The sequence below is a fragment of the Streptomyces sp. NPDC024017 genome, from assembly GCF_040638895.1.
In the GTDB taxonomy this organism is placed as follows: domain Bacteria; phylum Actinomycetota; class Actinomycetes; order Streptomycetales; family Streptomycetaceae; genus Streptomyces.
The window spans coordinates 371,531-394,422 of the sequence record NZ_JBEZYZ010000008.1 but is presented as its reverse complement, the minus strand read 5'-3'; the positions used below and the strand labels follow the sequence as shown (position 1 = coordinate 394,422).

Below are 22,892 nucleotides of genomic sequence, written 5' to 3'. Positions count from 1 at the left end.
CTCAGGCGACCGCGGGGCCGTCCTCGGGGCAGTCCTCACAGGCGGGCAGAGGCGCTCGCGGGCGCGGCCAGGATGTTCGCAGCAGGTCCACGAACCTCTCCGCCGCGCCGGTCGGCGGCAGGCGCGAGAAGACCGTCAGGGTGCGCCTCCAGGCCGGGTCGGGGGTGAGGACGACGCAGCCCCCGCCGACCGCGTCGCGGACGAGGTGGGCGGGCGCGGCGCAGACGCCGACACCGGCCGCGGCCATCCGTACCGCCGTCGAGGTGTGCTCGGTGAACACGGCGGTGCGCGGGGTGAAGCCCGCGCGGCCGCACGCCCAGTCGAGGAAGCGCTCGCCGTGGACGACGGGCTCCATGGCGCAGCGGACCCAGGGGCGGTCGGCCAGCTCCTGCAGCGTCACCGTCGTCCGGCCCGCGAAGCGGTCGTCGAAGGGCACCACGAGGACGATCTCCTCCTGGCCGACCGGTACGACGGTTCCCGGCGGGTCGGCCGGCGCCGGGCCGACGGCCAGATCGGCGGTGCCGCGCTCGATCTGCTCCTCCAGCGCCTGCGAGGTGGCGTACTCGTGGAGGTGCAGCAGCACGCGCGGGTGGGCGGCACGCCAGCGGGCGAAGACGTCAGGGAGGACGCCGACCGCGACGGAGTGGACGGCGGCGATGTGGAGTTCACCGCCGTCGGCACCGGCGGTGGCGCGGGCCGCCCGGCGGGCCTGGGCGGCGCTGCGCACGGCGAGCTCGGCGTGCGGGCGGAAGGCGCGCCCCATCGGCGTCAGGCGCACACCCCGCGGCAGGCGCTCCAGGAGGGCACCGCCCACGGACCGTTCCAGGGCCTTGATCTGATGGGACAGCGCGGGCTGCGAGACGTGCAGGAGCTCCGCCGCGCGCGTGAAGGACGCCTCCTCGACGACCGCCAGGAAGTACTCCATCTGGCGCAGGCTCACGGCCCCTCCCCCATAAACGCCCTGCATCGATGCCACAAGAACATTGCCTTGGACGCATGGCAAGGGCCGGGCGGAGGCTGAGGACATGGACTCACCGGACGTCATCGTCATCGGCGGCGGCACGGGCGGCTACAGCACCGCCCTGCGCGCCGCGGCCCTCGGCCTCGAGGTCGTGCTCGTCGAGCGGGACAAGGTCGGCGGGACGTGCCTGCACCGCGGCTGCATCCCCAGCAAGGCGATGCTGCACGCCGCCGAACTCGTCGACGGGATCGCCGAGGCCCGCGAACGCTGGGGTGTGAAGGCGACCTTGGACGCGGTCGACTGGTCCGCCCTGGTGGCCACCCGCGACGACATCGTGGCGCGCAACCACCGGGGCGTGGAGGCGCATCTCGCGCATGCGGGGGTGCGGGTGCTCTCGGGGAGCGCGCGGCTGACGGGGCCGCGTTCGGTGCGCGTGGCGGTCTCGGGCGCGCACGGCGAACCCGGCATGCGTGACCTCTCCGCCCGCCGTGGGCTCGTTCTGGCCACCGGCTCACGGCCCCGCGTGCTCCCCGGGCTCGAACCGGACGGGCGGCGCGTGGTGACGAGCGACGACGCCCTCTTCGCCCCGGGGCTCCCGGCGTCCGTACTGGTGCTCGGGGGCGGCGCGATCGGCGTGGAGTACGCCTCGTTCCACCGCTCCCTGGGTGCCGAGGTCACCCTGGTGGAGGCCGCCGACCGGATCGTGCCGCTGGAGGACGCGGATGTGAGCCGTCATCTGGCCCGGGGTCTGAAGAAGCGCGGCATCGACGTCCGGGCCGGCGCTCGCCTGCTGGACGCCGAGGTCCTCGGCGACGGGGTGCGCGCACGCGTGCGTACCGCCCGGGGCGAGACCCTCACGGTGGAGGCCGAGCGGCTGCTGGTGGCGGTCGGGCGGGTCCCGGTCACCGACGACCTGGACGTGGCCGCCGCGGGACTCGCCACGGACGCGCGCGGGTTCGTCGTACCGGCCGACTGGGACCGGCTGGAGACGCCCGTGCCCGGCGTCCACGTGGTGGGCGATCTGCTGCCGCCGCCGTCGCTCGGACTGGCACACGCGTCGTTCGCGGAAGGGCTGCTGGTGGCCGAGACGCTGGCGGGCGAGCCGTCCGCGCCCGTGGACTACGCGGCCGTGCCCCGGGTCACGTACTCGTCGCCGCAGACGGCCGCCGTGGGGCTGAGCGAGGCCGAGGCACGCGCGCGCGGGTACGAGGTGACGGCGAACAGCATGCCGCTGACCGCCGTCGCGAAGGGCATGGTGCACGGGCAGGGCGGGATGGTGAAGGTCGTCACCGAGACCGGCGGGCGGGTGCTCGGCGTGCACCTGGTGGGTCCGCACGTGTCGGAGATGATCGCCGAGAGCCAGCTGGTCGTCGGCTGGGACGCCGAGCCGTCCGACGTGGCCCGGCACGTCCACCCGCACCCGACCCTGTCGGAGGCGGTCGGCGAGGCCTTCCTCACCCTGGCAGGTCGGGGGCTGCACCAGCAGTAGCCGGGGCAGTGCTTCCGGGCGCCCCCTGGGGCCTCCCCCGGCGCGCCCTTGACACCGCACCATGGCCATGGGGTACTGCGATTGCGAACTCGGGCGGATGTGACGGGGGTGAGTGTCCTGCCGGAGCTGCGCTACCCGACGGTGACCGAACAGCTTTCTGCTGCCCGGGCGTTGACCGCTCTGCGCCCCGGCGTGTGCACCCTGCGGCAGGTGGGTGCCTCACGCGCGGGCAGGCCCCTGCACCTGCTGTCCGTGGGCCGGGCCCGCCATGCCGTCCTGGTGGTCGCCGGTGCCCATGCCAACGAGCCGACCGGTTCCTGCACCCTGCTCGCGCTCGCCCGGCGGGTGCTGGAGCAGCGGGAGCTGCGCGACGGCATCTCCTGGCACTTCCTGCTGTGCGCGGACCCCGACGGGGCGAGCCTGCATGTGACGCCGGCGCCGCGCAGCCTGTACGACTACCACCTCGGCTTCTTCCGGCCCGCGGGCCCGGAGCAACCCGAGTGGGCGCCGTCCGTGCTGCCGCCGGACCGGCTGCCGCCCGAGACCCGGGCGCTGACGGGCGTCATCGACGAGCTGCGCCCCTATCTGCAGGTCACTCTGCACGGCACGGACCTGGGCGGCAGCTGGGTGCAGCTGACGAAGGACGTGCCCGGGCTGGCCGAGCCGTTCGCGAAGTCCGCGGCAGAGCTGCACATCCCGGTGGAGACCGGCGCCTCGGACGCCGCGGGCTGGCCCGCCTCCGGGCCGGGGGTGCACGTGATGCCCGCGCCCGGGATCGGGCCGGCGTACCCGAGCCTGCCGGACGACGCGCGGCACAGCACCTGGTACCACGCCCACCGGTACGGCGGGCTGACCGCGGTGGTCGAGGTGCCGATGTGGGCGAGCGATCTGGTGGACGACCCGGCTCCGCATCCTGCTCCGGCGGCGGCGATCGCGCAGCTGGCCATCCGGCTGCAGCGTGACGCGCTGGAGGTGACGCGCGTGCTGGAGGGGGCGCTGCCGCGGCTGGCGGGTCTGGACGGGCCGTTGCTGCGGGCCGCCCGGTGGGGGCTGGAGCTGGTGCCGGGCCTGGCCTCCGACCTGGTCCACACCCCGCCCGCCGACCGCACCCGGGCGTATGTGGGCAGCGTGGACGCGTTCGCGCGGCGCGTGCCGCTGCGGGCGGCGGCCATGCTGCTGCGGGTGCTGCGCGGGACGGACGAGGGTGCGGCGAAGCAGCTCGAGGCGCTGGTCTCGATCTGGAGCGACGCCTTCGCGGAGCGTTTCCGCGCCCGCTGGGTGCCCTTGGAGCACCAGGTGGAGCACCAGTCCCGCACGGTGGTCGCGGCGGCGCTGCACGCGCGCGAGAGGGCGTCGTAGGGGGCTGTGCCGGGGCCCGGCCACCCCCAGCCCGGCCACTTGGACCTCCCGGACTGCCCTCCGCCTCAGTCCCGCTGCATCGGCATCGGCTCGCCCGAACCGGAGCACGCGCGTGCGTGCCGCCCGGCCAGCTCGAACGCGGCGAGCACCACCCGGGCCTGGTACTCCGCCTGGCGGGCCACCGGGATCCAGCGCGCCCCGCAGCCGTCGCGGTAGTCGGCGCACCACTCGTCGATCAGCCGGTCCAGCTCCGGCAGCGCCCCGGCCGGATCGCGGCCGGCGGCGCGTACGAGCTGGTGCAGCAGTCCCGCCGTGCGCAGTGCGAGCCGTCGACCGGAGATGCGCAGGGCGACCAGGTGGGCGGTGCTCAGGGGCGGGAGAGGGTGGGCCGGGCTGTCGCCGGTGTCGGGGTCCCAGGCGTCGGCGAGGCCGGGGCAGACCAGGAGGTAGTCGTCGACCGGGGCGAGCAGGCGGGCGGCGTCGGGCACGGCGGTCAGGTGCGGCCGGACCCGGGCCAGCAGGTGCCGCAGGAGGCCCGTGTCGTGGCGCAGGGTGCGGCTGACGGCCCGGAGCACGGCGTCCCGGTCCGCGGGCGGGGAGCCGTCCGCCACGGCCGTCACACCCCACATGGGCGCCTCGACGACCGCGGTGACGGTGCCGTGCCGGTACGGGTGGAACCAGGTGGACTCGACGGCGGCCTCCGTCATGGCCGCGAGCAGATCGGCCCGGCGCGGCGGGGGGATCCGGTAGACGGCGGGCCCGAGGCCGGGCCAGTACAGGGCGTCGTACGCGCCGAGTTCGCGGGGGATGCCGAGCCGGGCGGCGATGTGGGCGAGGCGCTGGGCGATGCCCGGCAGGTCGTGGGTGAGCTCGACGAAGCCGCCGCCGATGTCGACGCCGTGCAGGGAGCACTGGAGGAACGGGCGCAGTTCGTCCTGGAGGTCGAGCAGGGCGCGGGTCTCCGGCAGGGCGGCTCCGGCCGCGCCGTCGGGCAGCCATTCGGGCTGCTCCAGGAAGCCGGGCCGGAAGAAGTTCCGGACGTACCGGCCGAGTGTGTAGGGGCCGGGCAGCCAGCCCTCGTTGCGGCGCGACCCGTCCGGGTCGAGACACAGCAGCAGGTTCCAGGTGGCGTCCGCGCCCCCGGTGAGCCGCGGGTCGGCCAGCGCCCGCTCGGCCAGGCGCAACACGGTGGCGCCGCCCACCGGTTCGTTGGCGTGGGGGCCGGCGACGACCAGGGCCTGGCGGCTGCCGTGGCCGACGGAGAGCAGCCACATGGGGGTGCCCGCGCGGGAGGTGCCGACCCGGCGCAGCCGGGCGTCATGAGGGTGGCGGGCGACGAGGGCGGCGGCCCGGGCGCCCAGTTCGTCGACGGTCGGGTAGCGCGGGAGGGGCGGCAGGGCACACCTCCCCAATGCGGTGCCGTCGGTTCACCAGGTGTAGATGGCGTAAGCACAGTCAGTCACGACTTCAGGGGTACGTCAACACGTGGGCCGCAAAGGGATTTCAGCCACGCGCCCGGGACCGGCATTCGGTAATCCCCAGGCCAGGGGTGAGGCGTGGCTCAGTTTCCGGTCAGCCGGCCGCCAGTCGGAACGTCATCCGGCCGAAGCCCACCTGGTCGCCCTCGCGTACGACGGCCGCGCCGACGACCCGCCTGCCGTTCACCGTCGTGCCGTTGGTGGAGCCGAGGTCCCGCAGGACCCACATGCCGCCCTGGTGACGCAGTTCGGCGTGCACGCGGGAGACCGTCTCGTGGTTGAGGCGCAGTCCGCTGGCGGGATCGCGGCCTATGCGCAGCGGATGGCCGTGCGACGGGTGGGGCAGCTGCAGCTTGGGCAGCCGCTCGGCCTGCCAGGCCCTGCGCAGCCGCACGGAGAATCCGGAGACCGCCTCGACGGTGCCGAACACCAGGCGCGAGAACCGGCTCTCCGCGCGCAGGTCGGCCGTGAGCACGGCGAGTTCGTCCGGGCGCCGGGCGGCGAGCGCCAGCTCCATGCGGCGGACGAACGTGTCGTGGGACAGACGGCCCATGGCGACGCCGTCACGGAGTACCTTCAGCGCCCGGTCGCGCTCCGCGTCGGAGAGCCGCGCGGGGAACGTGTTGAACTCGAAGGACGACGTCACGCTGGTGATTGTCGGACAGCGCGGCCGGGCTGTCCAGAAAACGGGAAATCGGCCGCCACGCGCCCGTACCCGGCGACACCCGCCGCAAAAGGGTGGATGCACCAGCGGATTGATCTCGTTTGACGCACCATGGACGGGCTACATCCCGGTGAGCAGACGAAGGGGAACCGTCCGTGCAGTTCGAGGTGTGGGCACCACAGGCCGGCCGTGTGACGCTCCAGTGCGACGACGTCACACGTGAATTGGAGCGCGATCCCGAACGGGCGGGGTGGTGGCGGGGCGAGGCCGAGGCGCGCGAAGGGTCCCGGTACGGCTTCTCGCTGGACGACGGGCCCGTGCTGCCCGATCCGCGCTCGCGGCGGCAGCCGGACGGCCCGGACGGGCTGAGCGCGGTCGTCGATCACGAACGGTACGCGTGGCGCGCGCAGTGGCGCGGGCGGCCGCTGCCCGGCGCGGTGCTGTACGAGCTGCACGTGGGGACCTACACGCGCGAGGGCACCCTGGACGCGGCCGCCGAGCGGCTCGGCCATCTCGCCGAACTGGGCGTCACACATGTGCAGCTGATGCCGCTGTGCCCCTTCCCGGGCACGCACGGCTGGGGCTACGAGGGTGTCTCGCTGTGGGCGGTGCACGAGCCGTACGGCGGGCCCGAGGCGCTGAAACGCTTCGTCGACCGGGCCCACGGACTCGGCCTGGGCGTGGTGCTCGACGTGGTGCACAACCACTTCGGGCCGTCCGGCAACTACCTGCCCGTCTTCGGCCCGTACCTCACGGACACCCACCACACCCCCTGGGGCGCCGCGGTCAACCTGGACGCGCCGGGCTCGGACGAGGTGCGCGCCTTCCTGATCGGCGGCGCGTTGGCGTGGCTGCGGGACTACCGGATCGACGGGCTGCGCCTGGACGCGGTGCACGCGCTGGTGGACACGCGTGCGTGCCACTTCCTGGAGGAACTGTCGACGGCCGTGGACGCCCTGGCCGCCGAGACGGGCCTGCCGCTGTTCCTGGTCGCCGAGTCGGACCTCAACGACCCGCGGCTCATCACCTCCCGCGCCGAGGGCGGCCTCGGGCTGCACGCGCAGTGGAACGACGACTTCCACCACGCCCTGCACGCCACGCTGACCGGCGAGTCGCAGGGCTACTACGCCGACTTCGCGCGCGCTCCGCTCGGCGGGATCGCCAAGACCCTCACCGGCGGCTACTTCCACGACGGGTCGTACTCCAGCTTCCGGGAGCGGCACCACGGGCGCCCGCTGGACCGTACGCGCGTGGCCGGGCACCGGCTGCTCGGCTACGGCCAGACCCACGACCAGGTCGGCAACCGCGCCCAGGGGGACCGGCTTTCGGCCCTGGTCTCCCCGGGGCTGCTGGCGTGCGCGGCGACGCTGATCCTGACGGCGCCCTTCACGCCGATGCTCTTCATGGGCGAGGAGTGGGCGGCGGGCACGCCCTGGCAGTTCTTCACCGACCACACCGACCCGGAGCTCGCGGACGCCGTACGGCGGGGCAGGCGGCGGGAGTTCGCCGCGCACGGCTGGAAGGAGGAGGACGTGCCCGACCCGCAGGACCCGGCGACCCGGGACCGCTCCTGCCTCGACTGGTCCGAACCGGAACGCGAGCCCCACGCGCGTGTGCTGGCCTGGTACCGGCAGCTCCTCGCCCTGCGCCACGAGCAGCCGGACCTGACCGACCCCGACCTCGCCGACACCAAGGTCGCCTTCGACGAGGAGCGCCGCTGGATCGCCTTCCGGCGGGGGGACGTCCTCGTGGCGGTGAACCTGGCCTCGGAACCGGCCGCGCTGCCGCTCGGCGTGCCCCACGCGCGCGTGCTGGCCGCGTGGGAGCCGGTGGAGAAGCCCGGGGCGGACGGGGTGGTGCGGCTGCCCGGGGAGTCGGCCGTGGTGCTCGCCCAGGACTGAGCGCGGGGAGAGGTCAGCGGAGCTTCGCGTCCTGCGCCTCGATCACGGGGGCGAGGACCGTCGGGTTCGCGATGCGGGCGCCGCCCACCGCGGTGCAGACGGCGATGACGTCCCCGTCGCGTACGACGGTGGTGCGGATCGGCCGGGGCGTGCCGCCCTCGGATGTGACGACGCCGCGGTAGGCGAGGGCCTCGTCGCCGAGGGCGGGGGTGTCCTCGGGCTCGAAGGGGTCGTACTGCTCGCCGGTGCCGTTCGCCTCGACGGAGAAGCCGAGGGAGCAGCCCTGCACGGCATCGGCGAGGAGGGTGTCCATCGCTGTCACCGCCATGCCCTTGCCGTAGCCGGCGAGCGTGACGTAGATGCGGGTACCAGGGGCCTCCCGGGTCGCGACGAGGCGGCTCAGGGAGGCCTGCGGCCTGCCGAGGGGCAGCTGGTGCGTCATGGCCGCCAGCGGGGTGCAGGCGCTGCCGGTGATCTCCTGCGCGGAGCGGGCGAAGACGCGCTTCCCCTCTGCCGGGTCGAACTCCCTTACGGAGTAGCCGGTTCCGAGGTCGGCCGCGGTGACCATGAGCGTGGTGAGACGCTCGGCCGGTGTCTGCTGCCGTGCCGGGGACGCCGTGGCGCCGTGCGTGGCCTGTGCGGCGGTGCCGGAGCAGCCGGCCAGGCACGTGAGGGCGGCGGCGGTCAGCAGGGACACGGCCGCGGCGGTGCGCTTCATGAGCGGAGGATAGCCGCGGGGACGGCGGCGCCCGGCCCGCTACAGGGCGTCGTCCGCGTCCCCCAGGTCCGTCACTCGTTCCAGCAGGATCGGCTCCCAGGCGCGGCGCAGCCGGGTGCGCAGCAGGGTGGCGTTCTTGCCGGCGAGGTTCTCGGCGAGGTGGACGACGGTGTCGCAGCGGGCGAGCCACAGGCCGCGCAGGCAGGGTCGGGCGCCGTAGCCGGCGAGGGTGGCGGCGCGCACGGCGGCGGGTGAGCCGACGGCGAGGGCGAGGCCCGCGATGTCCTCGGCCGGGTCGCCGACGACCGCGCCGGCCCAGCCGAGAACGCCGCGCACCCGGCCGTCGGCGCTGACCACGAGATGGCCGCCCGTGAGGGCGTGATGGGTGAGGACCGCCGAGCCGGGCTGGGCGGCGAGCTGGGACGCGGCGGGCGGGGTGAGCTGGTGCAGGCGGGCGGCGTCGAACTCGTCGGCTCCCGCGAGGCGTTCGGCGGCGCGTGCGGCGGCCCGGCGCAGTGCCTCCAGGGAGCGCGGCGCGGCGCGCGGCACGCCGATGGTCTCGGCCTGCCGGACCGGAACCTCGCGCAGGCCCGTGAGGAGCGCGGCGAGGTCGGCCTCGCCGACGGCGGACACGTCGTGCTCCTCCCCCGAGCCGCCGGGCACCTTGGTGTCCAGCGTGTAGCCCAGTCCGGGCGCCCACTCGCCGTGCGCGACACTGGCCGGCACCGCCATCGGGACGTGCGGGCGGACGAGGTCGCGCAGGCGCAGTTCGCGGCGCTGGCGCAGGGTGGCCTCGCGGTCGGGGGCGAGGCGCAGTACGTGGCGGGTGCCGACCCACCAGGTGACGGGTTCGGCGCCCGGGGTGGCGGGCCGGACGTCGGGGCCGGGGCCGCCCTGCCGGGTCTCCTTGCCGCCCCTGCCGTCCTTGGTGTCCTTGGCGCTCTTGCTCTCCGTGGCGTCCTTGAGGAGGGACAGGACCAGCCGGCGGACGGTGTCCGCGGTGGGTGTGGGTGCCTGGGTCATGGTCGCGCCGTTGCCGTTCGGGAGGCGTGCTGGGGACATCGGGGGCCTCACTCCACTATGACCAGCTCGCGCGTGGTGGTGTTCAGGCGCCGCCCGCCGTCCTCCGTGACGGTCACGATGTCCTCGATGCGGACCCCGAACCGGCCGGGCAGGTAGATGCCGGGTTCCACGGAGAAGCACATGCCCGGCACGAGGGGCCGCTCCTCGCCCTCGATCATGTAGGGCGGCTCGTGGGTGGTGACGCCGATGCCGTGGCCGGTGCGGTGGATGAAGTACTCGCCGTACCCGGCGTCGGCGATGACCTCGCGGGCGGCCCGGTCCACGTCCTGGCAGGCCGCCCCGGGCCGCACCGCGCGGAAGCCGGCCTCCTGGGCCTCGCGCACCACGGCGTGCACGCGGCGTTCCTCGTCGGTGGGTTCGCCGACGTGGACGGTGCGGGAGGTGTCGGAGCCGTAGCCGTCCCGCAGGCCGCCGAAGTCGAGGACGACCATGTCGCCGCGGGCGATGACGCGGTCGCCCGCCTCGTGGTGCGGGTTGGCGCCGTTCGGGCCCGAGGCGACGATGGTGAAGTCGACCTGCTCGTGGCCGTGCCGGCGCAGCAGCCGGTCGAGGTCAGCGGCCACCTCGGATTCCCGGCGGCCGGCGAAGGGGACCTCGCGGATCTCCTCGAACGTCGCGTCGGCGGCGGCGCCGGCGGCCGCCATGAGGTCCAGCTCGGCCGCGTCCTTGACGGCGCGCAGCATGGGCAGGGCCTCGGTCAGCGAGGCGTAGGAGCTGCCGGGCAGGGCCTGCTGGAGGGCCAGCAGGTGCAGGGCCCAGGCGTTGTCGCTGATGCCGAACCGGCCCGAGGCGTCGAGGAGGGCGGCGGTGGCGGCGTAGGGGTCCTTGCCGTCGGTCCAGTCGCGCAGGGTCAGGGCGGCCGCGCCGGGCGCCCGGTGCGCGTCCGGGGCCTCCAGGGCGGGGACGACGAGGACGGGGTCCTGCCCGGCGGCGAGGACCAGCAGGGTGAGCCGCTCGGTGACGGCCGGGGGCGTGTAGCCCGTGAGCCACACCAGGTCCGGTCCCGGGGCCACCAGCAGGCCCGCGAGACCGGCCGCGGCGGCCGTCCGCGCGGCGCGCTCCATGCGGGCCCGGTAGTCGTCGGCGGTGAAGGACGCGGCCGTGCTTCCGGTCATCCGGGCCTCCCATGACGGGCGAAGGGGCTACGGGCAGCATCCTGCCCGGCCGGAGGGGGCGGCGCGAGCGGTCTGCGGGCATTCACCCCGGCAATCCGCCTAACGGCAGTGGATTGCCCAAGCGTTAGACCTAATGCTTAGATGCATTTCTTCCATTAATGTTCGATCGAGGGGGCGTAACGACGGTGCTGGTACTCGCACACATCAGCGATCTGCATCTGGACGGGAGCGCGCGGGCGACGGAGCGCGCCGAGCGGGTGCGCGACCGCCTCTGGGAGCTGCCGGGCCGGGTGGACGCGCTGCTGGTGACCGGGGACATCGCGGACCACGGCACGGAGCCGGAGTACGAGGAGGCCGCCCGCATCCTGGGGCTGCGCTCCGGCGACGCCCCGTTCCCCGTGCTGACCTGCCCGGGCAACCACGACCGGCGCACGCCCTACCGCAAGGCGCTGCTGGACCGGCCGGGGGGCGAGGGGCCGGTCAACAGCGTGCAGGTCTTCGACGACGGCGCGGTGCTGATGTGCGACTCCAGCGTCCCGGGCAGCGACGACGGGGAGCTGGACGAGGAGACGTACGACTGGATCGAGACGACCCTCGACGGACTCGACGGCGGCCTTCCGGCCCTGCTCGCCTTCCACCACCCGCCGGTGGCACTGCACCACCAGCTGCCCGACTCCTACCCGCTGCGGCACCCCGGCCGGCTGGCCGGCCTGCTGGCCCGCCGGCCCGAGATCGCCGGGCTGATCACCGGCCACGCCCACACCCCCGCCGCCACCTCGTTCGCGGGACGGCCCGTGGTTGTCGGGCCCGGTGTGACGTGGACGCTGCGGATGCCCTGGGAGGGCGAGCAGATCGCGGACCGGGAGGCGCCCCCCGGGCTCGCGTTCCACGTCCTGGACGACTCGGGGCGGCTCACGAGCCACTTCCGCGTCGTGCCGTGAGGGCGCGCCTCAGGCGGCGACAGCCGGTACCAGGGTCAGCTGCTCGTAACCGCCGCTGCGGTGGCGGACCGTCAGCCTGACCTCGGAGCCCGGGCGGGTGCGGGCGACAGCCCGGACCAGATCGGCCGCCGTGTCGATCCGGGTCGCGCCGAAGGCGAGGAGGACGTCGCCGCGCACCAGACCGGCGGCCTGGGCCGGCCCGGGCACGTGCAGCCCCACGACCACGGCCCCCGGCTTCCGGGCGTCCATGACCTGCACTCCGAGCGTCGCGGCGGCGGGCGCGGAGAGGGCGGCGGCGGGCGCGGGACCGGGGCGCGACGGCGCATGCCATCCCCGCGGGTCGAAGCGCCCGCCCTTGCCGAGCACCGCGGTGCCCATCGCCCCGAGGCCGATGCCGGACAGCACCAGGACCACTCCGGCGAATCCGGCGAGCAGCACGTTGAGGAGCCGCCTGCCCCGTCGACGGGCGGCGTGCGGGCGGGGCCGTGACGGGCCCGCCCCCGTCACCGGCGCGGCACCGTCGGGCTCCTGACCCGGCATCGGCTTGGGTCGCAGCGCGGTCTGTTCCATGGCTCGCCTCCGGATGGTGCCGATCGCCTCCGGCGGATCCCGGAACGATCACGGCAGGTGCTCTACCCGGCGCATCGGCGGCCGACGAGCCACGAACGAGTGAGACTGACCGGGGCCCGGCGGGGTCAGAGGTCAGCCGGGTGGCCCTCCCCGTGGCCTCCGTGCGCCCCGCCGTGGTTTCACCCCCGTACGTTCGCACCGCTGCACGGCCAAGGAAGACCCCCGGCGCGCCACCGGGGGTTCCGTCATGTCCTGTTCCGGGTTGATCTGGCTGGAAGTGCCGACTCAGCGGAAGGCCGGGACGGGCACGGCCGGCGGCCGGTCCGGGAGGAAGCCGTGGGCACGCCGGGACAGCCACGCGTCCTTGTAGCGGTCCACCTCGCGATGCCAGTTGAGGATGCCGGCCATCCAGTTCCGCAGGTCCGTCACGTACGTCCCCATGGCCGCGCGCGCTTCCTCCGTGAGCTGGAAGTCGTCGTACAGGATGGGCAGTTCGTGCTCGACGACATGCTCGAACTGGCGCATGCGCTGGCTCATCAGGTCGTGCACGATGCCGAGCCCGGTCGGGTAGTCGCAGCCGAAGAAGGTCTGCACGACGAGGATCGCGTTGTGGATCTCGCCCTCGAACTCGATCTCCTTCTGGTAGGAGAAGACATCGTTGAGGAGGCACGCGAAGTCCATCGCGGCGTTCTCCAGGGAGCGGACGGGGCCGCTGCGGTAGACCTCGGGCGGGACGGCCGGGCCGTGTCCCATCCGGCACAGGCTCAGGGTGAGGTCGGAGCCGAAGGTCGCCCGGCGCATCTCCAGGTAGTCGACCGGGTCGGGCACGCGGTTCTGGAGCTGGTTGGACAGCTCCCACACCCAGCTCTCGGTCATGACGTTGATCGCGTCCTTGAGCGTGCGCCGCGCCTCGGGCGGCATCCCCGCGGTGGTGCGCACCCAGAGGTCGGCCAGGGCGCGCTCCATGGCGTTGGCCGGGAGCAGCGGCTCCGCGCCGTCGACGGGCATGCAGTCGGACAGGCGGGCCGTGGTCAGCCGGGCCGCGGCGAGGTCGCGGCGGTGGCCGTAGACCAGGGGGTAGTAGTCGTCGCCGTAGGTGCCCCAGGCGAGCCACTGCGCGCTGAGGTCGAGGGCCTCGGGCGTGGCGTCCGGGTCGAGTCCGGCCGAGCAGAGCGCGAGGTCGTAGGCCCGGAGCTTGTCCTCGTCCCAGACGCCCTCGGCGAGGATGCCCATGCGCTCCACCCAGTCGCGCAGCTGCCGGCGGGAGTGGTCGAGGTGGGGGCTGAGCTCCAGCGGGAACGGCATGCGGATGTCGGGGATCTGCGACAGCCCGACCTTCTGGTACGGCACGTGTGTGTAGGAGCGCAGCCGCTCTGCTCCGGCCGTCGCGAGCAGGGCGCGGACGTCGGCGGCCGAGGTGCCGAAGCCGGAGCATCCCGACCACGGGCTGCCGCCGCGCACCGCGTTCTCGTTCATGTAGCGGCTGGAGCGCAGATGCCACTCATGGCCGCCGGACTGCCAGTCCTGCAGCCCCTTCGTGTACGCCGCCACGGCCACGACCTCGTCCGGCCTGAGGCCGTTCTCCAGGGCCACCGCGGGCACTTCGGTGAACGCCGTGTGCTCGAACTGGTGGAGGCGGGAGGTGAGGACGTCGTTGACGGTGTCGGCGGCCTCCTGGGTGGTGCAGCCGAAGAAGGTCTCCAGCACCAGGACGCCGTTGCTGAGTTCGCCCTCGTCCTCGACCTCGCGCTGGTAGGAGAACAGGTCGTTGCGCAGGTGCACGGCGTCGGAAAACGTCTCCATCAGCACCCTCAGCGGCCTGGACTCGGCGACGGCGGCGGGCACTTCGGCGGTCGCGTACTCCACGAGCCCCGCCGACCAGGGGGCGCCGCCGACCTTGCGGCGCATCTCGATGTACTCGACGGGGTTGGCGATCCGCCCCTCGTTGATGTTGGACAGTTCCCACATCGACTCGTTGAGGAGGTGCTCGGTGGCCACGGCGAAGCGGCGGCGCCACTCCTCGGACATCTTCGGCACCGTGCGCGCCCACAGGTCGGCGAGGCCCGCCTCGACCGGGTTCCGCGGTTCCGGCACCGGAGCCGACAGGTCCAGCGGCATGAACAGGGGCAGCCGGTCCAGGTGGGCCTTGCCGGCGGCGCGGTCCTGGGTGCGCTTGTACAACTCCAGGAAGTGGTCGTCGAAGAAGAAGACCCACACGTACCAGTCGGTGATGAGGGAGAGGGCGGGGCCGTCGCAGTCGGGGTGGGTGTAGGCGCACAGCAGGCCGTAGTCGTGCGCGTCGAGGTCGGCCTGCTCCCAGACGCCGGATCCCTCCAGCATGCCCATCTCGCGTGCCCACTCGGTCGAATGGGCCCGGGCCTCGTCGAGGTGGGGGTTCAGCCGCGCGGGGTGCGGCATGTAGAAGTGCGGGAGTTCGAACGGCTGCGTCATGGCCGGGCCCTACCCGGCGCCCCGCGGTGACATCCACCGGGCCGGACATGATCACACCATCGCGTGAATCAGAGCGAACGCGGGAGCTCTGCCCGGCCCTTGTGGCGTACCTTCCTCAACCAGAAGCCGCCGCGCGCCCTTACCGGGCGTCCCGTACCTGGATCAGCGCGTGCGTGCCACCGGTGCGCCAGCGCTGGTCCTCCGCCGCGACCAGGGCGGCCTCCGTCGGCGCGTCGAGGCCGGTGATCACGTCGGACTTCAGGGTGCGCAGGGCGGCGACCGGGCCGGGGAAGTACGCGGTGACGTCCGCGAACGGCGTGGTCGGGGCCCAGAGCCGGTCGCCCACCAGACGGCGGTAGTTGAGGTCGCCCTTGACGATCGTGAGCGTGGCCGCGGCGAACTCGGCGCGCAGGTCCCCGGGCATCTCCTCGTACGGCAGCGGCGCGCTGGAGAAGGGGTGGGCGCGCAGGGTGAGGCGCCCGTCGGCCAGGGCGGACCACAGGGTCTGCCCGTAGGCGGCGGCCGCTCCCCCGGCGCCGGTCAGCTGGCGCAGGGCGTCGACGACGTCGGCGGTGGTGGCGTCGGAGACGTAGTAGGGATACGGCTTGACGTGCAGGACCGCCCGTCCGATGCGGCCGCTCTCCAGGAGGTGGGCGATGAGGAGGAGATCGGGGACGAGTTCACGGCCCGCGTTGTCGGCGACCAGGCACAGTATGCCGGCCCCCGGGGCCGTGGTGTCGAGCAGGGACCAGAGCCGCTCGCTGTCGTCGGCCACGAGGCCGGGTACGGCGTCGGCGTCCCGCGCGCCTTCGGCGGAGAGGCGGAAGCCGAGGTCGGCGCGGTTGCCCCACAGGGAGCCGTGCAGCAGGGCCTGCGCCTGTTCGGCGGCGGGGCGGCCGGCGAGGTCGTCGAGCGCGGCGAGTTCCTCGTCGGTCTCGGTGGAGTCGAGTTCGGCGAGCTTGAAGGGGCGGAAGGGGTCGATGCCCTGCCAGGGGCCGGGGCCGAACCAGCCGACGGCCTGGAGCAGCCGGCGGTAGAACCAGCTCTCGGACCAGAGCCACGGCACGTCGAACCAGGAGCGACCGGTGTACTCGCGCAGCCCCCAGGTGTCCCAGTGGTCCCGGTCGTGCGCGTCGGCGGGGAGGGGTTCGATCTCGCCCTTGGTGCAGTTGGCGAGCAGTTCGTCGAGGGCGCGGTGCTGCCCGGGTTCGTACGGGAAGGCCTCGCGGACCTGCCGGATGATCGCGGGGTGCCGCTCGGCCAGCACACTGTGGGGGAATGAGCCCGGCTGGTTGCCGAGGAGCAGGGGCGCGGAGGGGGTGTCGGGCATGGGCCTCACCGTAACGCGCGGGCCCTTCGTGCGGGCCGACCCGCCCAGCCCTCCGGTCACACCGGTGCGATCTCCCGCTCCAGACGCGCCGCCAGGCTCAGATAGCGGGCTCGGCGGGTCACCGGGACCAGGCCTCGGATGAGTATGTTCCACATCTCGGCCGTCCGGCGGGGCTGGCGCGCGACCGGCTCGCGGGAGCGGCCCACGACGCGGGTTCCGACGAAGAAGCAGACCAACGAGTGGGCCACGACGTCGATATCGATGTCCGGGTGGACGTCGGACTCCTTGACCGCGCCGACGAGCCGGGCCGTGACGATGTCCAGCCACTCGGTGAACGGGTGACTCAGGGGCGGCCGGGGCCGGATCCCGCCCGTGGCGAGCCGCAGCCCGGCCCGCAGCACCGGATCCTCCACGGACATGCGGGTGATGCCGAACGTGAGGCGCATCAGCGACTCGAGGGAGGTGTGGCCGCGTTTGTCGGTCTCCGTCGCCAGCCGGCGGGCGGTGTGCGACTGGAGTTCGAGGATCGCGTGGGCGAGATCCTCCTTCGCCGCGAAGTGGAAGTACAGGGCACCCTTGGTGACGTGGGCGTGCTCCACGATGTCGCTGAGACTGGTCGATTCGTAGCCACGACGGTCGAACAGGTCAGCGGCGGCCGTGATGATCGTCGAGCGGGTCTGCTCGGCTCGCAACTGCCTCGCCATCGACTGAACTCTCCCGGGACGGAAATGAACGGGTCATGCCGTTTGTTTTTACCCCCCGTACACGATAACTCACCCTGAGACGGCGCTCATCACACCAGTGTGCCGGAGTGCGGGTGCACATCCGGCAAAACAAGCGCAACTGGTGAAAGAAAACAGCGCGTTCGGTATCCGACTGTGGGGGATGTGGGGCCAGACGTAAAGGCGGGCCGGCCGGTGCCCCATCCGCACCGGCCGGCCCGCCCGCTTGTGGCCTGCCTCGTTCAGCGTTCCCGAAGGAGGATCAGAGTGATCAGAAGGTCAGCTTCCAGCCGTTGAGGGTGCCCGTGTCCTGGGCCGCGGTGTCCTGGACGCGCAGCTTCCAGGTGCCGTTGGCGCTCTCGCTGGACGCGTTCACCGTGTAGGTGGTGTTCACGTTGTCGGCGGAGTCCGACGCGGCGGACTTCAGGCGGTACGCCGAACCGTCCGGCGCGACCAGGTCGATGACGAGGTCACCGCGGTAGGTGTGGGTGATGTCCACGTCGACCTGGAGGGCCGAGGGGGCGTTGCCGCTGCGGCCGGTGACGCTGATCGGCGACTCGATCGCCGCGCCGGCGTCCGGTATCGCGACGGCGGTGGTGCTGGAGAAGGTCGTGCCGGTGGACGAACCGCCCTTCACGGCCTGGACCGTCTTGGCGGCGTCCGCGAGGCCCGCGCCGCAGCCGCCGGAGCAGGTGCCGGGCAGGGCACGGGCGTTGGCCTTGATGGCCGACTCGATCTGCGCCGGGGTGAGGGCGGAGTTGGCCGACTTCATCAGCGCGGCGAGGCCCGCGACGTGCGGGGTGGCCATGCTGGTGCCCTGGTAGAAGGCGTAGTTCTCGGTCGACGGCGTCTTGGTGCCGGAGTTCAGCGTGGACAGGATGCCGTTGGCGGTGGAGGTGCGGGTCTCACCACCGGGGGCGGAGATGTCCACGAGCGAGCCGTAGTTGGAGTACGAGGCCCGGCCGCCGGCGCGGTTGGTCGCGGCGACCGCGATGACGTTGCTGCAGTTCGCCGGGGAGGCGTTGGAGACGTTCTGGTTCTCGTTGCCGGCCGCGACGACGACCGAGGTGCCACGGTTCACGGCGCCGTTGATGGCGCTCTGGGTCGCGCTGGAGCAGGCGCCGCCCCCGCCGAGGCTCATGTTGATGACCTTGGCGACGTTGGTGTTGGCGGGCACGCCGGAGACGGTGCCGCCGGACGCCCAGGTGATGGCGTCGATGATGTCGGAGTCGTAGCCGCCGCACTTGCCGAGGACGCGGACCGGGGAGATCTTCGCGCCGTAGGCGATACCGGCGACGCCCTTGCCGTTGTTGGTGGCGGCGGCGATGGTGCCGGCCACGTGGGTGCCGTGCCAGGAGGAGGCGGACGCGGGGATGCCCTGGCCGCACTCGTCGGCGTTGTACCAGTCGCCCGGGTCGGCCGGGTTGCTGTCACGGCCGTTGCCGTCGACGGAGACGGCGGTGTCGGAGATGAAGTCGTAGCCGCCGACGATGTTCGCGGCCAGGTCGGAGTGGGCCACGTAGCCCGTGTCGATGACGGCGACGGTGACGCCGGTGCCGGTGGTGGTGTCCCAGGCGCCGGGGACGTTCATGCCCGCGGTGGACTCGAAGAGGTCCCACTGCTTGCTGTACTCGGTGTCGTTCGGGGTGACGGCCGTCGGCTTGTTCAGGCGGTCCGGGACGACGTAGGCGACCTGCGGGTCGGCCTTGTACTGGGCGACGACATCGGCGACGGACGACCGGGAGGGGTCGGTGCCCAGCTCGACGAGGGCGGCACCGGTGCCGAGGCGGCGCTGGAAGTCGACGTCCTCGCCCGTCTTCTCGGCCTTGGTCGCGGCGTCGGCGGCGGCGGCCTTGTCGGACTTGGCCTCGCTCGCGCCGGACTTGTACCCGACGATGAGGCGCTCGGCCGGGGCGCCGGGGGCGGCCTCGGTCTGAGCGGCCGGGACGGCGGCCGGGGCGGGGGCGGACTCCTGGGCGACGGCGACCGAGGCGGGGGCTGCGGTCAGCAGGGCCGTGGAGACGACGGCGACGGATATCAGCTTCCGTCTGAGCTCTGGGGAGATACGCACGGTCGTTGCCTTTCGTGGCCGGACTCCGGGCTGGGCGGAGCGGCGGTGGAGTCGCTTCGTCCTCGAAGCGGAGGGGGGTGGTTCGAAAAGCGAAGAGCGACGCGATGGCCGGCCAGGCGTGAGGCAGAAGCGGACCCGTTCGGGGTTACCTGTGGGTCAGCGGTGCTCGAACGATAGGCAAAGGGAAGGTCACCGGGATACGGGGGAAACCCTCGATCCACCTGCGACCCCACCCTCTACGGCGGGCAGTTGGGCGCCCAATGGCCCCTTTTCGAACAGGTCGTGGCGTGATGAACGCGCCGGGCCGATTTCCCGTACTGCATGACCGGACGTCACCACCCCGGCCGAGGAGACGCAGAGGGATGCCTCGTACACCCGCACACCGCACCGCACTCGCGGCCGCCCTCGTGACCCCGCTGCTGCTGCCGCTGTGGGCGGCGGGCCCGGCCCACGCGCACGGTGCGCCGACGGACCCGGTGAGCCGGGTGGTGGCCTGTTCCCCGGAGGGTGGTGACCGCGCGGGCACGGCGGCGTGCCGTGCGGCCGTCGCCGCGAACGGCGCGCCCTTCACGGCGTGGGACAACCTGCGGGTGGCGAACGTGGACGGCCGGGACCGGGAGGTCGTCCCGGACGGGAAGCTGTGCAGCGGGGGCCTGCCCGCCTACCGGGGCCTCGATCTCGCCCGCGCCGACTGGCCGTCGACCCGTATGACGCCGGGCGCGACCCTGACGATGCGGTACGTCTCGACGATCCCGCACACCGGCACGTTCCGGATGTATCTGACGAAGCCCGGCTACGACCCGGCCGGCCCGCTGTCCTGGTCCGACCTGCCCGAGAAGCCGTTCGCGGAGGTGACGGACCCGGCCCTGGCGGACGGCGCGTACCGCATCGAGGCCACTCTGCCGTCCGACCGGACCGGGCGGCATGTCCTGTACACGGTCTGGCAGAACAGCAGCACGCCGGACACCTACTACTCGTGCTCGGACGTGGTGTTCCCGGAGACGGAGAAGGAGCCGCGGAAGACGGAGCAGAAGGAGGAACGGGCGAAGGGGGAAGGGCCGGAGGAGAAGAAGCCCGAGCAGAAGAGGGAGCCGGCGAAACCGGAGACGGAAGGGCCGGCAGCGAGCACCGCGGTGCACTCCCCCGGCCCGCAGCCGCAGGGTGACCACACGCCGCTGACCACCACCTCCGGCCCGTCCTCCAGCCCGTCCGCGCCCATGCTGGCGGGCGGCGCCGCGGCGGTGCTGTTGCTCACCGGCGGCGCCGCCCTGGCCGTACGGCTACGGCGGCGCTGAACTACTGCCGTCTACGCCCTAGTTGACGTTGACGGCGACGCCGCCCTTGGTCACCGGGGCGTACTTGGCGGTGAAGAAGGCGTTGCCGAAGCACAGCGACGAGCCGGACACCTTGGTGAACTGCTGGTTGGTGAAGGAGATGCTGTGGTCGGCGTTGTCCGCCGCGCCGGTCAGGCCGGGGGGGGCCTGGTAGACGCAGGTGATGGTGCCGAGCAGGGTGCGCAGCTTGACCGTGGACTGGACGGTGGAGCCCGCGGCCGGGGTCACGGAGACGGTGCCGCCGGAGGACACGCTGGTGGTGTAGGGCAGGTTGTCGACGGTGATGCCGCTGACGCCGAGGACGCCGACGACGTTGGTGGTGCAGCCGCTGGTGTCGAAGCTGTGCTGGGTCAGGGACTCGGTGGCGGTGCCGGGGGCGGCCGGGTTGTCGGTGACGGCGGCGGAGAACGCCGACTTGGTGCAGGAGATTCCGCTGGTGCCGGTCGCGCTGGAGTAGAAGGTGGCGGCGGTGCCGCTCGCCAGGGACGCGTCGAGGACGTCGCCGACCGCGACGGCCGCGCCGTCGGTGGTGGTCAGGACGGGTGTGTCGGCCGCGGAGGCGGGGGCGGCGAGGCCCAGGGCGGCGACGGCGGCGGTGAGGGCGAGGAGGGTGCGCGTACGCATGCGGGTGTACCTCTTTCGATAGCGGGGGGGCTGGGGGTGGGGGGTGCGCCGGGCGTCCGCCGGTGCCGGCGCGTCACGCCTTCTCCGTACGTGACGGGCCGGCATCGGCAGGCCGGTCACCGGCCGGAGGCTCACACGGGAAGGGGCCTCCGGCCGGGCCGGGCGGGGGGTGGCTGGTGGCACGGCTCCGGGGAAAGCGGCCGTGCCGCGGCGGGGGACTCGGGCGAAAGAAAGCCCGTGCGGACGCACCGGGCGACAAGATGCCCGTACGGGGACGAGCGGGTCCGGGACACACGGACGTGCCGCGCGGCGGATCCGGCGCCACGGATCCGGTGGGACGAGGAGAGTTGTAGACCTGCGCCTCGCTCAACGTCAAGGCTTTGCAGGGGAGTTGTGCGTGCGCTGAGCGCATCGGGACACCGGCGGCTCACCTGCAGCGCACAATCGACACTCTTTGTTCACACTTCCCTTGACCCCTCATGTAACCCCCGGTAACTTCCTCGACGGCTACTGCGGCGTAACGAGAAAGCCCTTGCAACCGCCGGGAGTTGCGGGAGCCGTGCGTACGCGGTCGATGTCCGCGCCAGGGCAACGTGCCATTCGAAGTCCGATCCGCACCGACATGCACCTGGAGCAGACATGACCTCCTCCGCCGAGCTCACCCCCGAAAGACCGGACGGCGCCGCCGCCCCGGACGTCCTTGACGCTCCCGCGCGACGCGGCCGGGTCCGGGCACGCCGCGCCGCGGTGATGGCGGTACCGGCCACCGCGGTCGCCGCCGGCCTCGCGATCCTCACCTCCCAGGGGGCCCTGGGTGTGCAGTTCGCCATCTCCGGCATGCCGTTCACGGTCACCGCGACCGAGCTGAACGGCACCGGCTTCGCGCAGTTCGGCGGCCTGGACGAGATGGCCGAGGGCAGCCCCAACGCCGGTGACACCGGCGGTCAGGTGCTGGTCGTCACGTCCGTGATCAAGAACGCGACGCTCACCAAGCTGTGCCAGAGCGTGGACCTGGGCGGCACGAACCTGATCATCCGGGCGGGTGAAGGCGCGCAGAAGGTCACCGCCAGCGATCTGACGACCGACTCCACCGAGCTGTCCGGCGACGCCGCGTTCAACAACATCGAGATCGGCAACGACGCCAGCACGCTCAACAAGGCCGGGGCGCAGGGCCGGGGGCCCAAGGGCGTGTTCAGCCAGCAGTCCGACACCGTGCACATCGCCAAACTGCGGCAGACCAACTACGCCACGACAGCCGGTGTGTTCAAGCTGCCGGGTCTGAAGCTGGGCTTCAGCGGATCGGGTTGCTGATGCCGCGCAGCCCGCGCGAGGGAGTCCGGCCCGCCTTCAGGCAGTGGCGGGCCGGCCGGCCGTTCTGGGGCGGGCTGCTGCTCGCCCTGGGCGGGGCGGAGGTCCTGCTCACCCTGAAGGCGTCACTGGACGTCATCCTGCACGTCGGCATGCAGGGCCTGGCCGGCTACCTGCTCCCGGTCGTGATGCTGCTGTGCGGCCTGCTGATCCTCTTCAACCCCGCCCAGCGCCTGTTCTACTCGGTCATCGGCGTGCTGGTCTCCCTGGGCACCTGGCTGACCTCCAACCTGGGCGGCTTCTTCATCGGCCTGCTCCTGGGCGTGGTCGGAAGCTGCCTCGCCTTCGGCTGGCTCCCGGATCAGGAACCCCGCGTCGGCCGCAGGCAGCGCCGCAAGGAGGCCCGGGCGGCGAAAACCTTGTCCCCGGCGCCGGTGCGGCAGCCCTAGACATGCCGTCCGGGGACGCCGGCGGCAGGCTTTGGGGCCTGTCGCTTGGATCAGGCCCTAGCCGGCGTCCGCGGGCGTGGCGGGCCGGGCCTGCTCCCCGGGTGCCGGGCCCGAACCGCCCTCCTCCTTCAGGGCCTTGGCCTCGCTCTTGAGGATCCGCATCGAGCGGCCCAGCGAGCGCGCCGTGTCCGGCAGCTTCTTCGATCCGAACAGGACGATCACGACGATCGCCACGATCAGCAGATGCCAGGGCTCCAGTCCGTTGCGCAGCACGTCATGCCCTCCCTCTCGTCGACAGTTGCTACATTGCGCAACTGTACAACC

Annotated in this window: 20 protein-coding genes; 7 read left to right on the top strand and 13 right to left on the bottom strand. The window is 73.1% G+C overall.

Annotated elements, in window-relative coordinates; translation table 11 throughout:
* Window position 1: 1 nt before the first annotated feature.
* Window positions 2–940, bottom strand: a complete 939-nt coding sequence (locus AB0G20_RS23765; protein WP_361305656.1) for a LysR family transcriptional regulator — start codon at window positions 938–940, stop codon at window positions 2–4.
* An 85-nt stretch (window positions 941–1,025) separates the two neighbouring features.
* Here AB0G20_RS23765 and lpdA point away from each other — a divergent pair, with 85 nt between their 5' ends.
* Complete coding sequence (gene lpdA / locus AB0G20_RS23760) at window positions 1,026–2,450, top strand: dihydrolipoyl dehydrogenase (protein ID WP_361305654.1); 1,425 nt, start codon at window positions 1,026–1,028, stop codon at window positions 2,448–2,450.
* 108 nt (window positions 2,451–2,558) lie between these two features.
* Complete coding sequence (locus AB0G20_RS23755) at window positions 2,559–3,809, top strand: M14 family zinc carboxypeptidase (RefSeq protein ID WP_361305652.1); 1,251 nt, start codon at window positions 2,559–2,561, stop codon at window positions 3,807–3,809.
* Window positions 3,810–3,874: 65 nt separating this feature from the next.
* On the opposite strand, the gene AB0G20_RS23750 is transcribed toward AB0G20_RS23755, so the two are convergent.
* Window positions 3,875–5,221 (bottom strand): M14 family zinc carboxypeptidase, encoded by a 1,347-nt coding sequence (locus AB0G20_RS23750; RefSeq protein WP_361305650.1) that lies wholly within the window; start codon window positions 5,219–5,221, stop codon window positions 3,875–3,877.
* Between the two features lie 160 nt (window positions 5,222–5,381).
* A complete protein-coding gene (locus AB0G20_RS23745) occupies window positions 5,382–5,933 on the bottom strand; it encodes a DUF1707 and FHA domain-containing protein (RefSeq protein ID WP_361305648.1) in 552 nt (183 codons plus the stop codon).
* A 173-nt stretch (window positions 5,934–6,106) separates the two neighbouring features.
* On the opposite strand from AB0G20_RS23745, the gene treZ reads away from it, so the two are divergent.
* Window positions 6,107–7,852: a malto-oligosyltrehalose trehalohydrolase gene (gene treZ, locus AB0G20_RS23740; protein ID WP_361305646.1), complete on the top strand. Its 1,746-nt coding sequence runs from the start codon at window positions 6,107–6,109 to the stop codon at window positions 7,850–7,852.
* Window positions 7,853–7,865: 13 nt separating this feature from the next.
* Here the strand turns inward: treZ and AB0G20_RS23735 are convergent, their stop codons facing one another.
* The 3 genes from AB0G20_RS23735 to AB0G20_RS23725 are packed head-to-tail and all read right to left on the bottom strand — an operon-like array spanning window position 7,866 to window position 10,768.
* Window positions 7,866–8,570 carry a hypothetical protein gene (locus tag AB0G20_RS23735; RefSeq protein WP_361305644.1) on the bottom strand — a complete coding sequence of 235 codons (705 nt, stop codon included), beginning with the start codon at window positions 8,568–8,570 and terminating at the stop codon, window positions 7,866–7,868.
* Window positions 8,571–8,609: 39 nt separating this feature from the next.
* Window positions 8,610–9,593, bottom strand: coding sequence for an aminoglycoside phosphotransferase family protein (locus AB0G20_RS23730; RefSeq protein WP_361305844.1), 984 nt, complete (start codon window positions 9,591–9,593; stop codon window positions 8,610–8,612).
* A gap of 47 nt (window positions 9,594–9,640) precedes the next feature.
* Complete coding sequence (locus AB0G20_RS23725) at window positions 9,641–10,768, bottom strand: aminopeptidase P family protein (protein WP_361305642.1); 1,128 nt, start codon at window positions 10,766–10,768, stop codon at window positions 9,641–9,643.
* A gap of 185 nt (window positions 10,769–10,953) precedes the next feature.
* On the opposite strand from AB0G20_RS23725, the gene AB0G20_RS23720 reads away from it, so the two are divergent.
* Complete coding sequence (locus AB0G20_RS23720) at window positions 10,954–11,709, top strand: phosphodiesterase (RefSeq protein ID WP_361305640.1); 756 nt, start codon at window positions 10,954–10,956, stop codon at window positions 11,707–11,709.
* Between the two features lie 9 nt (window positions 11,710–11,718).
* Here AB0G20_RS23720 and AB0G20_RS23715 read toward each other — a convergent pair whose 3' ends face one another.
* The 5 genes from AB0G20_RS23715 to AB0G20_RS23695 all read right to left on the bottom strand — a co-directional run bounded on the left by AB0G20_RS23715 (window position 11,719) and on the right by AB0G20_RS23695 (window position 18,853).
* Complete coding sequence (locus AB0G20_RS23715) at window positions 11,719–12,279, bottom strand: PDZ domain-containing protein (RefSeq protein ID WP_361305638.1); 561 nt, start codon at window positions 12,277–12,279, stop codon at window positions 11,719–11,721.
* 285 nt (window positions 12,280–12,564) lie between these two features.
* Complete coding sequence (cyc2, locus tag AB0G20_RS23710) at window positions 12,565–14,730, bottom strand: germacradienol/geosmin synthase Cyc2 (RefSeq protein WP_361305636.1); 2,166 nt, start codon at window positions 14,728–14,730, stop codon at window positions 12,565–12,567.
* A 139-nt stretch (window positions 14,731–14,869) separates the two neighbouring features.
* On the bottom strand, window positions 14,870–16,060 hold the full coding sequence (locus tag AB0G20_RS23705; RefSeq protein ID WP_361305634.1) for a damage-control phosphatase ARMT1 family protein: 1,191 nt from the start codon (window positions 16,058–16,060) through the stop codon (window positions 14,870–14,872).
* A 56-nt stretch (window positions 16,061–16,116) separates the two neighbouring features.
* The gene (locus tag AB0G20_RS23700) at window positions 16,117–16,764 is read right to left on the bottom strand and encodes a ScbR family autoregulator-binding transcription factor (RefSeq protein ID WP_361305632.1); all 648 of its coding nucleotides are present in this window, start codon (window positions 16,762–16,764) and stop codon (window positions 16,117–16,119) included.
* Window positions 16,765–17,053: 289 nt separating this feature from the next.
* Window positions 17,054–18,853, bottom strand: coding sequence for a S8 family serine peptidase (locus AB0G20_RS23695; RefSeq protein WP_361305630.1), 1,800 nt, complete (start codon window positions 18,851–18,853; stop codon window positions 17,054–17,056).
* Between the two features lie 362 nt (window positions 18,854–19,215).
* Between AB0G20_RS23695 and AB0G20_RS23690 the strand changes: the two genes are divergently transcribed.
* Entirely contained in the window at window positions 19,216–20,148 is a 933-nt protein-coding gene (locus AB0G20_RS23690; RefSeq protein WP_361305628.1) for a lytic polysaccharide monooxygenase, read from the top strand.
* A gap of 18 nt (window positions 20,149–20,166) precedes the next feature.
* Here the strand turns inward: AB0G20_RS23690 and AB0G20_RS23685 are convergent, their stop codons facing one another.
* The gene (locus tag AB0G20_RS23685; RefSeq protein WP_361305626.1) at window positions 20,167–20,811 is read right to left on the bottom strand and encodes a Tat pathway signal sequence domain protein; all 645 of its coding nucleotides are present in this window, start codon (window positions 20,809–20,811) and stop codon (window positions 20,167–20,169) included.
* Between the two features lie 639 nt (window positions 20,812–21,450).
* Between AB0G20_RS23685 and AB0G20_RS23680 the strand changes: the two genes are divergently transcribed.
* Window positions 21,451–22,122: a DUF6230 family protein gene (locus AB0G20_RS23680; protein ID WP_361305624.1), complete on the top strand. Its 672-nt coding sequence runs from the start codon at window positions 21,451–21,453 to the stop codon at window positions 22,120–22,122.
* A complete protein-coding gene (locus tag AB0G20_RS23675) occupies window positions 22,122–22,568 on the top strand; it encodes a DUF6114 domain-containing protein (RefSeq protein WP_361305622.1) in 447 nt (148 codons plus the stop codon). Before AB0G20_RS23680 ends, AB0G20_RS23675 begins: the two co-directional genes overlap by 1 nt.
* Window positions 22,569–22,625: 57 nt before the next feature.
* On the opposite strand, the gene tatA is transcribed toward AB0G20_RS23675, so the two are convergent.
* Entirely contained in the window at window positions 22,626–22,841 is a 216-nt protein-coding gene (gene tatA, locus AB0G20_RS23670; protein ID WP_361305620.1) for a Sec-independent protein translocase subunit TatA, read from the bottom strand.
* Window positions 22,842–22,892 lie beyond the last annotated feature (51 nt).

What these genes read in the sequence shown, in the direction of transcription:
- lpdA (WP_361305654.1), top strand. Translation starts at nt 1,026, where the DNA reads ATGGACTCACCGGACGTCATCGTCATCGGCGGCGGCACGGGCGGCTAC.
- AB0G20_RS23735 (WP_361305644.1), bottom strand. Translation starts at nt 8,570, where the DNA reads ATGAAGCGCACCGCCGCGGCCGTGTCCCTGCTGACCGCCGCCGCCCTC.
- AB0G20_RS23730 (WP_361305844.1), bottom strand. Translation starts at nt 9,593, where the DNA reads ATGACCCAGGCACCCACACCCACCGCGGACACCGTCCGCCGGCTGGTC.
- AB0G20_RS23725 (WP_361305642.1), bottom strand. Translation starts at nt 10,768, where the DNA reads ATGACCGGAAGCACGGCCGCGTCCTTCACCGCCGACGACTACCGGGCC.
- AB0G20_RS23715 (WP_361305638.1), bottom strand. Translation starts at nt 12,279, where the DNA reads ATGGAACAGACCGCGCTGCGACCCAAGCCGATGCCGGGTCAGGAGCCC.
- cyc2 (WP_361305636.1), bottom strand. Translation starts at nt 14,730, where the DNA reads ATGACGCAGCCGTTCGAACTCCCGCACTTCTACATGCCGCACCCCGCG.
- AB0G20_RS23705 (WP_361305634.1), bottom strand. Translation starts at nt 16,060, where the DNA reads ATGCCCGACACCCCCTCCGCGCCCCTGCTCCTCGGCAACCAGCCGGGC.
- AB0G20_RS23700 (WP_361305632.1), bottom strand. Translation starts at nt 16,764, where the DNA reads ATGGCGAGGCAGTTGCGAGCCGAGCAGACCCGCTCGACGATCATCACG.
- AB0G20_RS23690 (WP_361305628.1), top strand. Translation starts at nt 19,216, where the DNA reads ATGCCTCGTACACCCGCACACCGCACCGCACTCGCGGCCGCCCTCGTG.
- AB0G20_RS23685 (WP_361305626.1), bottom strand. Translation starts at nt 20,811, where the DNA reads ATGCGTACGCGCACCCTCCTCGCCCTCACCGCCGCCGTCGCCGCCCTG.
- AB0G20_RS23680 (WP_361305624.1), top strand. Translation starts at nt 21,451, where the DNA reads ATGACCTCCTCCGCCGAGCTCACCCCCGAAAGACCGGACGGCGCCGCC.
- AB0G20_RS23675 (WP_361305622.1), top strand. Translation starts at nt 22,122, where the DNA reads ATGCCGCGCAGCCCGCGCGAGGGAGTCCGGCCCGCCTTCAGGCAGTGG.